The following is a 14,717-nucleotide window of genomic DNA, read 5'->3' on the forward strand; positions in this document are numbered from 1 at the left end:
CTACAAGCTTCAGTTTATATAAAATAAATCTCTTCTAAGTGTCTTATTGAAAGCAGCGAGATCGTGGTGAGGAATCTCCTATTATCATTCAGAGCAAAACAAGTAATATACATAGTTAAAAAAGGGAACTTTAAAGCGCCACAGCACAGCAATTCAAAATATAGCCTTTTGGAATTCCGCATTTAGAAAAGTGAGCCTGTACATGGCTATAAAACAAAAAACCCGCAATTTTCATTGCGGGTTTTTCTTTGCGGAGAAAGAGGGATTCGAACCCCCGGAGGTGTGACCCTCAACAGTTTTCAAGACTGCCGCATTCGACCACTCTGCCATTTCTCCTGAGTGCCTCATCAGCTATTTGCTGAATGCGGGTGCAAATATAACAAGCTTTTTCAATTAAGCACAACTAAAATCTGAACTTTTTTTGAGTAATTTTTAGAGACTTCATTTTCAGCTACTTCCCAGCTCATAAATTTTACCTTCCCATATGCAGGAGATCTCTTTTCAATTCAAAATTGAAGGTGCTCAATTCTTAGGTTCTATATTTATGATAAGCTTACCATATCTTTGGTTTAAATCTGCTATATTGGCGCCAATTATTATAAAAACAGATCATAAAATGAAGAAAATATTGGTTTTGGCCTTTTTACCGGCCATCCTTTTATCCTGCAGTGCCCAGAACGGAAAAGTAGAAAATGCTGATCCTATGGAATATGCTAAAAGTATTACTGCTGAAGAGCTTAAAGAACATCTCTATACTTTTGCCAGTGATGAATTCGAAGGTCGTGAAACCGGCGAACCTGGACAGAAGAAAGCTGCAGAATACCTGAAAAACGAATATAAAAGTCTGAACCTTCCCTCTCCACTTGGTGGTGATGATTATTTCCAGGAAGTTCCTACAAGTTATTTTAGAAATGGCAATATAAAACCAACCGAGAATGTGGTCGCATTCCTTGAAGGCTCTGAAAAACCAGAGGAGATCCTGGTTATCTCTTCTCACTATGACCATGTAGGTATCGATGATGCAGGAAATATTTACAATGGAGCCGATGATGATGGTTCTGGTACGGTAGGGATTCTGGAGATCGCTGAAGCTTTCGTGCAAGCGAGCAAAGATGGATACACTCCAAAAAGATCTATCCTTTTCCTTAATGTAACCGGGGAGGAAAAAGGTTTGGTAGGTTCAAAGTTCTATACAGATGAACCTATCTTCCCATTAGAAAATACGGTGGCCAACCTTAATATAGATATGATTGGTCGTATAGATCCGTTTCATGAAGGCAACGAAAACTATGTATATCTTATTGGAAGTGATAAACTAAGTACAGACCTACACAATCTAAGTGAAGCTGTGAATTCCAAGTACACTAATCTGGATCTGGATTATAAGTACAATGATGAAAATGATCCTAACCGTTTCTATTATAGAAGTGATCACTATAATTTCGCGAAGAACAATATCCCGATCATTTTTTACTTTAATGGAACTCACGCAGATTATCATAAACCAACGGATACTCCAGACAAAATTGAATATGAATTGCTTGCAAAAAGAGCAAGGTTGGTATTCCTTACTGCCTGGGAGATCGCTAACCGCGACGCCAGAATTGTGGTAGATAAAGCTGAAGATTCTGCCAGCGTAGGAAAATAATATTTTTTGAATTACAGATTCAGAGCCTCGTTTTATAACGGGGCTTTTTTTGTGAGTAGTTAGTACTGATAATTAGTCAGTTTTAAATATAGTATCGACTTAAAGCTTAAGGCTTAGAGCCTAAAACTTTCAGCCGTTTCGTACTTCAGAACTAGTTTTTATCTTCTAGTAACGGAACAAATCTGAATGCCCCATATTCCTTTTTATCGAATTCCTTCGCGGTTTTTCTAATGAAAAGGGTCATGGTTTGCACTTCGGTTCCCACAGGGATCACCAGCCTGCCTCCTACTTTCAACTGACTCAATAGATCTTTTGGAACCACGGGAGCACCAGCAGTAACGATGATCTTATCGTAAGGGGCATATTCCGGAATTCCCTTATAACCATCCCCAAAACTTAAATATTTAGGACGGTAACCTAATTTGGAAAGAAAGGTTTTTGTTTTCTTATAAAGCTCTCTTTGGCGCTCAATACTATAAACCTTCGCTCCAAGTTCGCAAAGCACCGCGGTTTGATATCCGCTGCCCGTACCAACCTCGAGTACCTTATCCCCTTTTTTGATCTCCAGTAATTGCGACTGGAAAGCAACTGTATAAGGCTGGGAAATGGTCTGGTCTGCAGCGATAGGAAAGGCTTTATCCTGATAGGCATGATCTTCAAAACTACTATCCATAAATAGGTGCCTAGGGATTTTCCCAATAGCCGCAAGGACTTTCTCATCAGTGATGCCCTTCTTTTTCACGGTTCTCACCAATTGCTGCCTTTTCCCCTGGTGTCTGTAAGTATCCTTCAAGTTTTCATGCTTTGTTCAGGCTATAAAATTAGGCAAACAAGCTGATTTATCCCAAGCAATTAGCCCCCGGGATTTAGCCTAATTTTATAAAGTATTTAATATCAAAATGCTATTTTTGTGAAAAACGCAAAAATATGCTGAAAGCAGGAGTTCTGGGTGCAGGCCACCTCGGAAAAATTCATCTGAAACTTTTAAAGCAATCTGAAAAATATGAACTTATAGGCTTCTATGACGCCAACAAGAAAAACGCTGAAAAGATAGCCTCAGAATTCGGTTATAAGATGTTCGATGATCTGGATGAATTGATCGCGGCTGTAGATATGATCGATGTTGTTACTCCTACCCTTTCTCATTTTGATGTCGCTAAAAAAGTGATCTCGGCAGGCAAACACCTTTTTATTGAAAAGCCGATCACCAATACTTTCGAAGAAGCCGAAGAACTTATAAAGCTTGCAAAAGAACATGGTGTAAAAGGTCAGGTTGGGCACGTTGAAAGATTCAACCCGGCGTTCCAGGCGGTGGCAGATCGCATAGAAAACCCTATGTTCATCGAGGCGCACCGGTTGGCAGAATTCAATCCTCGTGGGACAGATGTACCGGTAGTACTAGACCTTATGATCCATGACATAGATGCGGTGCTTAGTGTGGTGAAATCTGAAGTGAAAAAGATCAATGCCAGTGGAGTTTCAGTAATTAGTGATACTCCAGATATTGCCAATGCCAGGATCGAATTTGAAAATGGTTGCGTGGCGAATCTTACCGCGAGTCGTATTTCGATGAAGAACATGAGAAAATCAAGGTTCTTTCAACGGGATGCTTACATATCTGTAGATTTCCTGGAGAAAAAATGCGAGGTAGTAAAGATGAAAGATGCCCCGGAAAATCCTGACGATTTCGCTATGATCCTTCAGAATGCCGAAGGAATAAAAAAACAGATCTATTTCGACAATCCTGATGTTTCTCCTAACAACGCGATCCTGGAGGAACTGGAAAGTTTTGCCGATGCTATAAACAACGATAAAGAACCTGTGGTAACCATGGAACAGGGCGCTAAAGCTCTAAAAGTAGCCAACCAGGTTATCGCTAATTTTAATGTATAATTGAAAAATAAAGACTTTCAATGCAAAATCGTTAAGCTGTCCCGATGCTTCGGGAGTTTCAGCTTTCCAGAATTTGAGATCCTGAAACAAGTTCAGGATGACGTTTAAGGAAGTCACCATAAAAAACTAATTAAATGAAAAATATTGCAGTAATAGGTGCCGGAACTATGGGGAACGGTATTGCCCATACTTTCGCCCAGAACGGATACAAAGTTCAACTTATTGATATTTCAGAAGAAAGCCTGAAGAAAGGAATGGATACCATTTCCAAAAACCTTGACAGGATGGTTGCTAAAGAAAAAATCAGCGAAGATCAGAAAAAAGAAACGCTTGATAATATCACTACCTATACAGATATTTCAGAAGGAGTGGAATATGCCAGCCTTGTGGTGGAAGCTGCTACTGAAAATACAGAGCTGAAACTTAAGATCTTCAGACATCTTGATCAGCATACTTCAGACGATACGATCCTGGCGACCAACACCTCCTCGATTTCGATCACACAGATCGCTTCTGCGGTTTCTAATCCGGAGAGAGTGATAGGTATGCACTTCATGAATCCGGTGCCGGTAATGAAGCTGGTAGAGATCATTCGCGGTTACAATACCAGCGATGAAGTGACCAATACGGTGATGGATCTTTCAGAAAAGCTGAACAAAGTACCCGTAGAAGTAAATGATTACCCTGGATTTGTTGCCAACAGGATCCTGATGCCAATGATCAACGAAGCAATCGAAACTCTATACAATGGCGTGGCCGGGGTTTATGAAATAGACACGGTAATGAAACTGGGAATGGCTCATCCTATGGGGCCTCTGCAACTTGCAGATTTTATAGGCCTCGATGTATGCCACTCTATCCTTGAAGTGATGTATGACGGATTCAAAAATCCTAAATACGCTCCCTGCCCGTTACTAACAAATATGGTTAGAGCCGGTAAGATCGGGGTGAAATCTGGTGAAGGCTTCTATGACTATTCTGAAAGCAGAAAAGCAGAAAAGGTTTCTTCTCAATTTAGCAGTTAAGCTCAAGTATTGAGTAATTAGAATTGAGTATTTAGATTTCTCTCATCGGTAAATATTCCATTTTATTGTCATCTAGAAGGAGTCTTTAAAGATGACTGAGAAATCTGTATCTATTGAAATTCAATTAAAATTTGACCAAAATAATTCCATTTAAAGCAGTGAGACCGGCGCCCGCATTTGCGGGCCTCGTTGCTTCCCGTTCTTATGAAGATTACAGCGAGGAAGAGCTTAGGGCACAGTTAGAGTTCAATCCCTATTCTTTTCTTCACATCATAAATCCGGGATATAAATTCCAGCACGAGATTGGTGGGGAAAAACGCTTCGGAATGGTGAAGAACCGCTATCTCGAATTTAAGGAAGAGCATACTTTTATCCAGGACGAGCAGCCCTGTTATTATATCTATAATATCCAGAGCCGCGATGCTTCCTGCTGCGGAATTATTGCCGCGGCCAGTGTGGAAGATTATGAAAAGGAGGTGATTCGCCGCCATGAAGATACGATCGCGCACCGGGAAGAGCTTTTTAAAGAATATTTGAAAGTGGTTGGTTTTAATACCGAACCGGTATTACTTACCTATCCCGATAATTCGGTCATCAACGAATTGCTGGAGGAGAGAATGAAGTCGAGACCGGAATATGAATTCGCCACCTATAACAAGGAGATTCATTCGCTCTGGCTAATCGATGACCCGGAAAATATCGAAAAGATCAAGGCCGAATTCGGAGCTATGGAAAAGCTGTATATCGCAGATGGTCACCATCGCAGTGCTTCTTCCTGGTTACTGGCTAAGGAAAGCCGTGAAAGTAATCCCGATCATACAGGTGAGGAGGCTTATAATTACTTTATGAGCTACCTGATCTCTGAAAGCAACCTCAGGATTTTTGAATTCAGCAGGCTTATTAAAGACCTCAACGGACATTCAAAAGAAGAGTTCCTTATTCTGCTGGATGAATGGTTCAGAATAGAGAATCGTGGATTTGAAGTATATAAACCTTCCAAAAAGCATCATTTCAATATGTACCTGGGAGGGGAATTTTATTCACTTTACCTGCGGAAGACCAACTATAAATTCACCGATTCCCTAAGCGAGCTAGATTCCTATATACTTTTCGAAAAAATTCTGAAGCCAATCTTAGGAATTGAAGACCTTCGATATGACAAGCGCATTGCTTATATACACGGGCGTAATGACCTGATTGAACTAAAAACCCGGGTAGACAGCGGGGAATTTGAAGTAGGATTTGGAATGTTACCAGCTAGGATTGAAGAAATCAAGCAAATTGCCGACGAAAATTTGACCATGCCGCCAAAAAGTACTTATATTGAACCTAAGTTACGCAGCGGCCTTACGATCTATGAATTCTAGACCTGGCTCAACCAACCAACCAACCAGACGAACTGAGTTTTATGAATCCTTAATTTAAAATTGAAATAAAGGATGGACATTTCTGAAAATATTAAAAAATATAAAGACGAACTTCCCGAAAATGTGAGGCTCGTAGCCATTTCCAAGACCAAACCCAATGAAGATCTCATGGAGGCCTACAACGCCGGCCAGCGTATCTTAGGGGAAAATAAGATCCAGGAAATGACCGATAAATGGGAAACGCTTCCTAAGGATATCGAATGGCATATGGTAGGACACGTGCAGCGTAACAAGGTAAAATACATGGCACCTTTCGTTTCCCTGATCCATGCTGTAGACAGTCTTAAACTTTTGAAGGAGATCAACAAAAGGGCTAAACAGAACGATCGCACGATCAATTGTCTTTTGCAAATAAAGATCGCCGAGGAAGATTCAAAATTCGGTATCGATTCAGAAGAAGCTAAAGAGATATTAGAGTCTGAAGCCTATAAAAAAATGGAAAATGTAAAGGTGATCGGCCTGATGGGAATGGCGACCTTTACCGATGATGAAGAGCAGGTAAGATCTGAATTCAAACATTTAAAGTCAGTTTTTGATAAATTCAGAGACCAACACCCAGAACTAACCGAACTTTCGATGGGGATGAGCGGTGATTATCAGATCGCTGTGGAATGTGGATCTACCATGGTTCGTATTGGAAGTAGTATATTTGGGGCGCGAAAGTATAATTAAAGAAGAAGAGACTATTTGTACGCAATATTAGACATAGAGACGACGGGTGGCAAGTATAATGAAGAAGGGATCACCGAAATTGCAATTTATAAATTTGACGGCCATAAAGTAACCGATCAGTTTATTAGCCTAATAAATCCCGAACAGCCAATACAGCCGTTCGTGGTTAATCTTACCGGGATCAATAACAACATGCTTCGCAATGCTCCAAAGTTCTATGAGATCGCCAAGCGGGTGGTAGAGATCACCGAAGATTGTATCCTGGTGGCTCACAATGCGAAATTCGATTACAGGATCTTGCGTACAGAATTCAGAAGGCTGGGTTTTGAATTCGAAAGACAAAGCCTCTGTACCGTAGAACTTTCAAAAAAACTTATTCCAGGGCTTCCCTCCTACAGTTTAGGAAAACTGGTTAGATCCCTGGGAATACCATTAAGCGACAGGCACCGCGCGGCTGGTGATGCGCAGGCCACCATCAAATTATTCAAAATGCTGCTCGCCAAAGATGTCGAAAAAGACATCATGAAAGAGCATGTGCGCAAGGAACCTAAAAGGAACCTCGACACCAAACTGGTTTTTATTCTGGAAGAATTACCTTCAGAAACCGGCGTCTATTATTTCCATGATGAGAATGGGGATATTATTTATGTGGGGAAATCACGAAATATCAGGAAAAGGGTCAACCAGCATTTTACAAATGACAATCCTAAGTCCAGGGAAATGCAGCGCAAGGTAGCTTCAGTTTCTTATGAACTTACGGGTAATGAATTGATCGCTCTTCTAAAGGAGAATCAGGAGATCAAGGAAATAAAGCCCAGATATAACCGGGCTCTGAAAAAGGATATTTTCAGCCATGCCCTCTACCATTCAGTAGATGAAAATGGCTATGTGAACTTTAAAATTGGCCGGGCACATAAAACAAAGAAAAATATCACCACCTTTAGCTCTTTGAGGTCGGCTAAGAATTCCCTGACCAAATGGGTGGAGGAATATGAGCTTTGTGAGCGGCTTTCAGGTTTACATGGTGGAACAGGTAATTGTTTTGCCTACACTATTAAAAGTTGTTATGGAGCCTGCCTGGAAGAAGAAACTCCGGAAGAATATAATGAAAGGGCTGAAAAGCTTATAGAAAGATATTCTTACGAAAATCAAAATATGTTGCTCATTGGTCGTGGCCGCGAGGTAGATGAAAAAAGCGCTTTGCTCATTGAAGATGGGGAGTTTAAGGGCGTAGGTTATTTTAACCTGAACCACCAAATCAATAAACTGGATATCATTAGATCTATCATCACCCCAATGAGTAACAACAGAGACGCTGAACATATCATTCAGAGTTTTTTACGCAAGAAACATAATTTCAAAATCGTCCAGTTATCCATTCAGGAATAAGCTTCGGGATTTTTTTATATTTTTAACCTACTGTGGAAGACAATAAAAAATCAATGCCGCACTGGAAATTCAAGCTTCATGAAGTAATTTATGAGGCTGATACTCCTACAGGCAGGCTTTTCGATATCGCGCTATTAGTTGTCATTATTATAAGTGTTGTACTTGTAATGATGGAGAGCGTAACCTGGATGTTAGAAAAGTATGCTTATGAATTCTATGTAGCGGAGTGGATCATAACTGCTATTTTCACTATTGAATATGCGTTACGCATTATCGCCATTAATAAACCCAAGCGATATATTTTCAGTTTTTATGGGATCGTAGACCTTCTTTCTACCCTGCCAAGTTACATTGGATTTATCTTTGGAGGAGCCAATCTCCTTTTCGCCATAAGGGCTTTAAGACTTTTGAGGGTTTTCAGGGTTTTGAAAGTTACCCGTTATATCGGGGAATCCCGAAAATTGATCGATGCCTTAAAGAACAGCCGTGCTAAGATCTTTGTCTTTCTATTCGCCGTACTCATTATTTGTATCATTGCTGGCACATTGATGCACCTGGTAGAAGGTAAAGGTGGCGGTTTTGATAATATCCCGCTGAGCATCTACTGGTGTATCGTAACCCTTACCACGGTTGGTTTTGGAGATATTGCTCCGGTAACACCTCTAGGAAGACTTATAGCCTCACTGATCATGATCACTGGTTATGGTATTATCGCGGTTCCTACTGGCATCGTTAGCGCAGAGTATAGCAAGGCTACAGAAAAGCCTATACAGAACACACAGGTATGCCCAAACTGTAATGCCAGCAGGCACCAGGATGGGGCTAAATATTGCCATAAATGTGGATTCCTTTTAAATGACTAATTACCTTATCAACATTATTGGTCCTACGGCCATTGGAAAAACTTCTCTTTCCATTAAGGTTGCCAGGCATTTTAATACCGAGATCATTTCAGCCGATTCCAGACAGTTCTTCAGGGAAATGAAGATTGGTACTGCGGTACCAGAAAAGCATGAGCTCGAAGCTGCTCGGCATCATTTTATTCAGCATATATCTATTGGAGATAATTACTCTGTAGGCGATTTTGAAAGAGATGCTAACAAGAAACTGGAAGAGTTATTCAAATCTCATGATCTCGTGGTGATGGTTGGCGGAAGCGGACTTTATATTAAAGCAGTGACCGAGGGATTGGATAATTTCCCCGAAGTAGATCCTCAAATCCGGAAAAACCTGAATAAACGCCTTGAGGAAGATGGCATAGACTGGCTGCAACAAAAGCTTTTTGTCCTGGACCCGGATTATTATAAAACCGCCGATGTTCAGAATCCACATAGATTGATCCGCGCTTTAGAGATCTGCATAGAAACAGGAAAACCTTTTTCGAGTTTTCTGGACCAGGAGAAAAAGGAACGGGATTTTAAAACTATTAGTATTGGCCTTACTGCAGACCGGGAATTGATCTATGAACGCATCAATAAAAGGGTTGATCTTATGATCGAAAATGGCCTTGTGGAAGAAGCAAGGGCTTTATATTCTAAAAGAGAACTCAACGCATTGAATACGGTTGGTTATAAAGAATTGTTTCAATATTTTGATGGAGGCATAGACTTGGAGACCGTAATTTCAGAAATCAAAAAGAATACCCGCAGATTCGCCAAGAGACAGCTTACCTGGTTCAGAAAAGATGAAAATATCAAATGGTTCAAGTATGATGAAGATCCTCAAGTGATCTTTGATCATATAGAAGAACAGATTAATACTTAAAAATAAATCGTTTAGTGAGGGTTCTTTGGTTGGTAACGATCTTGACCACATAAACCGATTCCTGTAGAGGCCCCAGTTTCATCGCATATTCTATAGCTGTACTTTCGTAATCCCTGGCCGCGATAAACCTGCCGCGATGATCAAAAACCTCTATTCTGGTAATCTGTTCATCTGCTGGAGTAGCAATCTTGAAACTTCCGGTATTGGGATTAGGATAGATAAAAATATATTCAGAACCTTCGCCAAAATCGGTACAATAACCGGCATTGTCTAAAACAGTTACTTTTGCGGTCCTGGTAGAACTATTCCCGCTGCTGTCTTCTGCCGTAACCAGGATCTGATTCTCGCCAATATCCTTACAGGTAAAAGCTGAGCCACTGAGAATATAGGTCACGTCTCCATTACAATTATCCCTTGATCCTGCATCCAGGTCGTTAAAAGTGATCGTAGCTAAACCTGCCTGGTTCAGTGAGATCTCGATATCCTTTAAGGCTAATACCGGTGCAGACATATCCAGAACCTCAACAATTATTTCGCAGGCCCCTTCCTGCCTTCCGGTATAAACTAGTTCCGCGGTATTTTCACCAATATCGCTGCATGAAAACAGGCTCTGACTAAGTTCAAACTCAATACCTTCAGCATTACCAGTATACAGATCATTGATATCTAATTCTGCGGAACCTTCGGAATCGAGGCTTAGGGTAATTCTGTCTGTACAACTGAAGTCACCATCATTATTCTCAACATTAATAGATACGAAAATGATGTTCGAATTGAATTCACCGTCATTGGCTACATAGGTAAAATAATCCTGTCCCGTAAAATCCAGGTCTGGCGTATAAGTGAATGATCCATCTGCATTAAGAACCAGGGTTCCATTAGAAACATCATCCTGAAGGATTGCCGTAAGTTCATCATTCTCGGGATCTGTATCGTTCACCAGAACACCATTGGAGGCAGAAACTTCCAAAGTGGTATTTATATTGGTAGTGTATTCTTCGTCTATGGCCACAGGAGGCTGGTTTACTCCAGATCCGCCTGAAATTACAGTTACGGTGGTCTGGCAACTAGTGGTATTTCCTGATTCATCGGTAACCGTAAGCGTGACCAGGTTGGTTCCTATATCTTCCGTAGTGAATTCAGTTTTATCAAGACTCAGACTTATGTCACTGCAGTTAGCAAAGGAGCCGTTATCAATATCTTCAGGCGAGAGCACAACCGTTTCTCCCTCTTCCACCTGAATTTGAAAATCTGCTTTACAAATTGCCTGCGGCTCATCTTCCACCAGGGAAACATATAGATTACAGATTTTGCTTTCGCCGTTATAAGAAACGATAACCTCAACCTCTTCGTCCTGGAACAGCTGAGTGCCGGGAGCTACAGATTGTTCAAAATCTGCTTCTGCCGGACTATATTCCAGGATCCCGCTGAAATCTGGGAGAAAATATTCGCAATTCTCATCTGGCGAAAGTTTATACTCCACAATAAGGCAGGAGAAGTCAATTTCTCCGGGTTCTTCCACGATCACTTCCACGATCACCTCACAAGTATCTAAATTTCCGACGGCATCATTCACCGTGAACGTGATCCTGTTTACGCCTTCATCACTGCTGGAAAGTGAAGTGCGATCTAAATTATAGGATGCTATCTGGCAATTATCTGTACTACCGGCATCAAAATCCTGAGGGTTAAGCTGAACGGTTTCTCCTTCAGCAAGGCGAATTTCTGTAACTCCCACACATCTTGCTACCGGATCTACTTCGTCTACTGGCGAAAGATAAATTCTACAGGAATCTGACTGCTCCCCAATGGTCGCAGTAACCGTAACATAAGGATCACTATTAGGATCAAAGACAGAGCCAGCTGCTATATCCTGGGTTATGGATGCTCCTGCAATATTTGCACTTACCACATCAGATAGATCTGGAACTAAATAGATGCAATTTTCACCGGCAGGTACCGGCACACTCCCGGGACAGGTAATATCCAGAACCTCGGATTCTTCCCGCACTTCCACCTGAAATTCACAGGTAGCAGTGAGTCCATTAACATCGGTAGCCGTGTATTCAAAATCGGTAAATCCAAGCGGGAGCATTGCTCCTCCCTCCGGTCCCCTGGTTTGAACAACATTTGGATCTCCGCAATTATCTGTAGCCTCAATTGGAGGAGCTTCGAAAACTGCTCCTGTTTCTCCATTCTGAACAAAGATCACAATAGTTTCCGAGGGACAACTGGTGAAAATGGGTTTTTCATCATCTGTAATAGTTACGGTAAAACTACAGGTTACAGGATTATTAACTCCATCATCTGCCTGGTAGCTAATGGTCGTCTCTCCTATTGGAAATTGATCTCCTGAATTCAAACCAGTATTATCGGTTCTGGTTGGAGTAATTTCACCTCCATCGTCAGTCACCTCGGGTGGAGAAAAAGTTACAACGGCACCACAGACTCCAGGATCATTATTTTTGGCAATATTTACTGGACAGGTTATGGTTGGCGGTGTGTTTTCCTCCTCTTCCGTTATTGTAACCGTAAAACTACATGTAGCCGAATTGCCATTGCCATCATTGACCACAAAGGTGTTTGTTGTAGTGCCTACCGGAAACACTTCTCCTGGGGCCAGGCCTGAGGTCTGAATGATTGAAGGATCCCCGCAATAATCAGAAATACTTGGCATTGAATAATTAATAATCTTGCCGGTTTCACCAAAGGCTATACTTTCATTAATGTTTCCAGGACAACTAATTACCGGATCTTCATTATCTGTAATAATCACAGTAAAACTGCAGGTTACAGGAGCATTAACTCCGTCATCTGCCTGGTAGCTAATGGTAGTTGTTCCTTCTGGAAATAGATCACCTGAATTTAAACCAGTATTATCGGTTCTGGTCGGAGTAATTTCACCTCCATCGTCAGTCACCTCGGGTGGAGAAAAAGTGACAATAGCACCGCAGGCTCCCAGATCATTATTTTGGGTAATATTTGCTGGACAGGTTATAGTTGGCGGTGTGTCTTCCTCTTCTTCCGTGATCGTGACCGTAAAACTACATATAGCCGAATTGCCATTTCCATCATCGACTACGAAGGTGTTCGTTGTAGTGCCTACCGGAAAATCTTCTCCTGGGGCAAGGCCTGAGGTTTGTATGATTGAAGGATCCCCACAATTATCAGAAATACCTGGCATTGAATAATTAATAATCTTGCCCGTTTCACCAAAGGCTATACTTTCATTAATGTTTCCAGGGCAACTAATTACCGGATCTTCATTATCTGTAATCGTTATTGTAAAACTACAGGTTACAGGAGCATTAACTCCATCATCTGCCTGGTAGCTAATGTTGGTTACTCCCACTGGAAATAGATCACCTGAATTTAAACCAGTATTATCGCTTCTGGTCGGAGTAATTTCACCTCCATCGTCTGTCACCTCAGGTGGAGAAAAAGTGACAACAGCACCGCAGGCATCCGGATCATTATTTTGGGTAATATCTGATGGACAGGTAATGGTTGGAGGTGCGTTTTCATTAGATGGATTCACCGTAATTTTCAAGGTACATATAGAGGTATTTCCAAAGGTATCTGTAGCCGTAAACTTCACTTCATGCTCACCGACCATAAATTGACTTCCAGAATCCTGTCCTGATTTTGTAACCGTAACCCCGCAAAGATCCGTGGCGGTGGCATCATTGTAATTAACTATAGCAGAATTATCACCAGGTTCAGCCTGCACTGTAATATCTGCAGGGCAGTTAATGACTGGATCTGTAATATCAAAAGCGGGAGTTCTATCGTAAATCTCGAGATCGAATTCAATTTTTTCAGGTATATATCCAAAAAACGATGGCCGCCCAAAAACTTCCGCGTTATCCACGTACATTTTATCACACTGGTTGAAACTAATATCGATAGGGAAATCTATTTCTTCTTTATAAGTATACTCGTAACCTTCTAATGGATTAAATACCTTAATTCCAAAAGCATTATCCTTAGTTCCCTTATCAATTTCCTCTGCAATATCCTGAATCTCGCCGAATGACAAATCTTCGAAATTGATGAAACGGCTAAAATCGATCCTGCCTGCATACTCCACAACATGTATATAATCAAATGAATCAACAACAACGCTTCCGGCAGATTGAATGTTTGGGAGGCTGCCAGTGATCCCAAGATTCTGATTCATAATTAGAACGGCAGGGTTATTATTTCCTTCCTGACTTAGATACACTGTTTTATCTGAACTTACTGCTATTCTATAGGGTCGATCTACCAAACCATTTTGAGCAATTCTATTTCCTGAAGAGTTATAGATACTTACTCTACTAAATTCATCACTTTCACAACCGCTTCCTGGAGCATTGTATTCAGCAACATAAATATTTCCATCTGAATCTACATCAACTCCAAGCGGTCTGTAAAATCCGGTATATATAGTTCTATTAAGGGTGCCGTTTGGATTAAAGACTCTTATTTTACCATTTTGAGCACAGGTTCCATTTTCAGAGTAATCGGCTACGTAGAAAAATCCATTATCATCAATAACAAAATCAAGAGGACTGCTTAGGCCAGTAATAAAACTTGAATTTACTAAAGAGCCATTTGGATTTCGTTTTTGAATTCCATTTCCAAAAGTTAGATTATAAACAAAATTATCCGGTCCAGTATCAATGGCAAAGGTGATGTCATCTGTATTGACCGAAAAGGTTAAAATATTCACTGTAACCGTGGGAAGAGACACTTCACCAGAATGACTGTAAGAAGGAACTACATCCGCTGGATTCTGCCCAAAAGCAAATCCGAGAAAGGAAAAATAGATAAGTACCAAAAAACCTATCTCCCTAACAGAAGATATCCTAAAAAAGGATATACAGGATGTACTTATCAAATTCCAGCAGGTTTGGT

At 40.9% G+C, this 14,717-nt stretch carries 10 protein-coding genes and 1 tRNA gene; 8 read left to right on the plus strand and 3 right to left on the minus strand.

Features of this window, described 5'->3' with window-relative positions:
- Positions 1-251: 251 nt before the first annotated feature.
- Positions 252-336, minus strand: a tRNA-Ser gene (locus C8P64_RS11175).
- A gap of 280 nt (positions 337-616) precedes the next feature.
- Here C8P64_RS11175 and C8P64_RS11180 point away from each other — a divergent pair.
- Positions 617-1,648 (plus strand): M28 family metallopeptidase, encoded by a 1,032-nt coding sequence (locus C8P64_RS11180; protein WP_108172243.1) that lies wholly within the window; start codon positions 617-619, stop codon positions 1,646-1,648.
- A 151-nt stretch (positions 1,649-1,799) separates the two neighbouring features.
- On the opposite strand, the gene C8P64_RS11185 is transcribed toward C8P64_RS11180, so the two are convergent.
- The gene (locus C8P64_RS11185; RefSeq protein ID WP_108172139.1) at positions 1,800-2,441 is read right to left on the minus strand and encodes a protein-L-isoaspartate(D-aspartate) O-methyltransferase; all 642 of its coding nucleotides are present in this window, start codon (positions 2,439-2,441) and stop codon (positions 1,800-1,802) included.
- Positions 2,442-2,575: 134 nt separating this feature from the next.
- Between C8P64_RS11185 and C8P64_RS11190 the strand changes: the two genes are divergently transcribed.
- The 7 genes from C8P64_RS11190 to miaA all read left to right on the plus strand — a co-directional run bounded on the left by C8P64_RS11190 (position 2,576) and on the right by miaA (position 9,818).
- The gene (locus C8P64_RS11190) at positions 2,576-3,541 is read left to right on the plus strand and encodes a Gfo/Idh/MocA family protein (protein WP_108172140.1); all 966 of its coding nucleotides are present in this window, start codon (positions 2,576-2,578) and stop codon (positions 3,539-3,541) included.
- A 134-nt stretch (positions 3,542-3,675) separates the two neighbouring features.
- Complete coding sequence (locus C8P64_RS11195) at positions 3,676-4,566, plus strand: 3-hydroxyacyl-CoA dehydrogenase family protein (protein ID WP_108172141.1); 891 nt, start codon at positions 3,676-3,678, stop codon at positions 4,564-4,566.
- A gap of 131 nt (positions 4,567-4,697) precedes the next feature.
- Positions 4,698-5,933, plus strand: a complete 1,236-nt coding sequence (locus tag C8P64_RS11200; RefSeq protein WP_108172142.1) for a DUF1015 domain-containing protein — start codon at positions 4,698-4,700, stop codon at positions 5,931-5,933.
- Between the two features lie 72 nt (positions 5,934-6,005).
- Positions 6,006-6,665, plus strand: a complete 660-nt coding sequence (locus tag C8P64_RS11205) for a YggS family pyridoxal phosphate-dependent enzyme (protein WP_108172143.1) — start codon at positions 6,006-6,008, stop codon at positions 6,663-6,665.
- 15 nt (positions 6,666-6,680) lie between these two features.
- Positions 6,681-8,054, plus strand: coding sequence for an exonuclease domain-containing protein (locus tag C8P64_RS11210; protein WP_108172144.1), 1,374 nt, complete (start codon positions 6,681-6,683; stop codon positions 8,052-8,054).
- A 53-nt stretch (positions 8,055-8,107) separates the two neighbouring features.
- On the plus strand, positions 8,108-8,917 hold the full coding sequence (locus C8P64_RS11215) for an ion transporter (protein ID WP_108172145.1): 810 nt from the start codon (positions 8,108-8,110) through the stop codon (positions 8,915-8,917).
- Positions 8,910-9,818 carry a tRNA (adenosine(37)-N6)-dimethylallyltransferase MiaA gene (miaA, locus tag C8P64_RS11220; protein WP_108172146.1) on the plus strand — a complete coding sequence of 303 codons (909 nt, stop codon included), beginning with the start codon at positions 8,910-8,912 and terminating at the stop codon, positions 9,816-9,818. Before C8P64_RS11215 ends, miaA begins: the two co-directional genes overlap by 8 nt.
- Here the strand turns inward: miaA and C8P64_RS11225 are convergent.
- Positions 9,808-14,700 (minus strand): HYR domain-containing protein, encoded by a 4,893-nt coding sequence (locus C8P64_RS11225; RefSeq protein WP_146167217.1) that lies wholly within the window; start codon positions 14,698-14,700, stop codon positions 9,808-9,810. The genes miaA and C8P64_RS11225 overlap by 11 nt on opposite strands.
- Between the last annotated feature and the right edge of the window lie 17 nt (positions 14,701-14,717).

Origin of the sequence: Christiangramia gaetbulicola (genome assembly GCF_003054225.1) — a bacterium.
In the GTDB taxonomy this organism is placed as follows: Bacteria; Bacteroidota; Bacteroidia; order Flavobacteriales; family Flavobacteriaceae; genus Christiangramia; species Christiangramia gaetbulicola.

What these genes read in the sequence shown, in the direction of transcription:
- miaA (WP_108172146.1), top strand. Translation starts at nt 8,910, where the DNA reads ATGACTAATTACCTTATCAACATTATTGGTCCTACGGCCATTGGAAAA.
- C8P64_RS11180 (WP_108172243.1), top strand. Translation starts at nt 617, where the DNA reads ATGAAGAAAATATTGGTTTTGGCCTTTTTACCGGCCATCCTTTTATCC.
- C8P64_RS11195 (WP_108172141.1), top strand. Translation starts at nt 3,676, where the DNA reads ATGAAAAATATTGCAGTAATAGGTGCCGGAACTATGGGGAACGGTATT.
- C8P64_RS11190 (WP_108172140.1), top strand. Translation starts at nt 2,576, where the DNA reads ATGCTGAAAGCAGGAGTTCTGGGTGCAGGCCACCTCGGAAAAATTCAT.
- C8P64_RS11205 (WP_108172143.1), top strand. Translation starts at nt 6,006, where the DNA reads ATGGACATTTCTGAAAATATTAAAAAATATAAAGACGAACTTCCCGAA.
- C8P64_RS11215 (WP_108172145.1), top strand. Translation starts at nt 8,108, where the DNA reads ATGCCGCACTGGAAATTCAAGCTTCATGAAGTAATTTATGAGGCTGAT.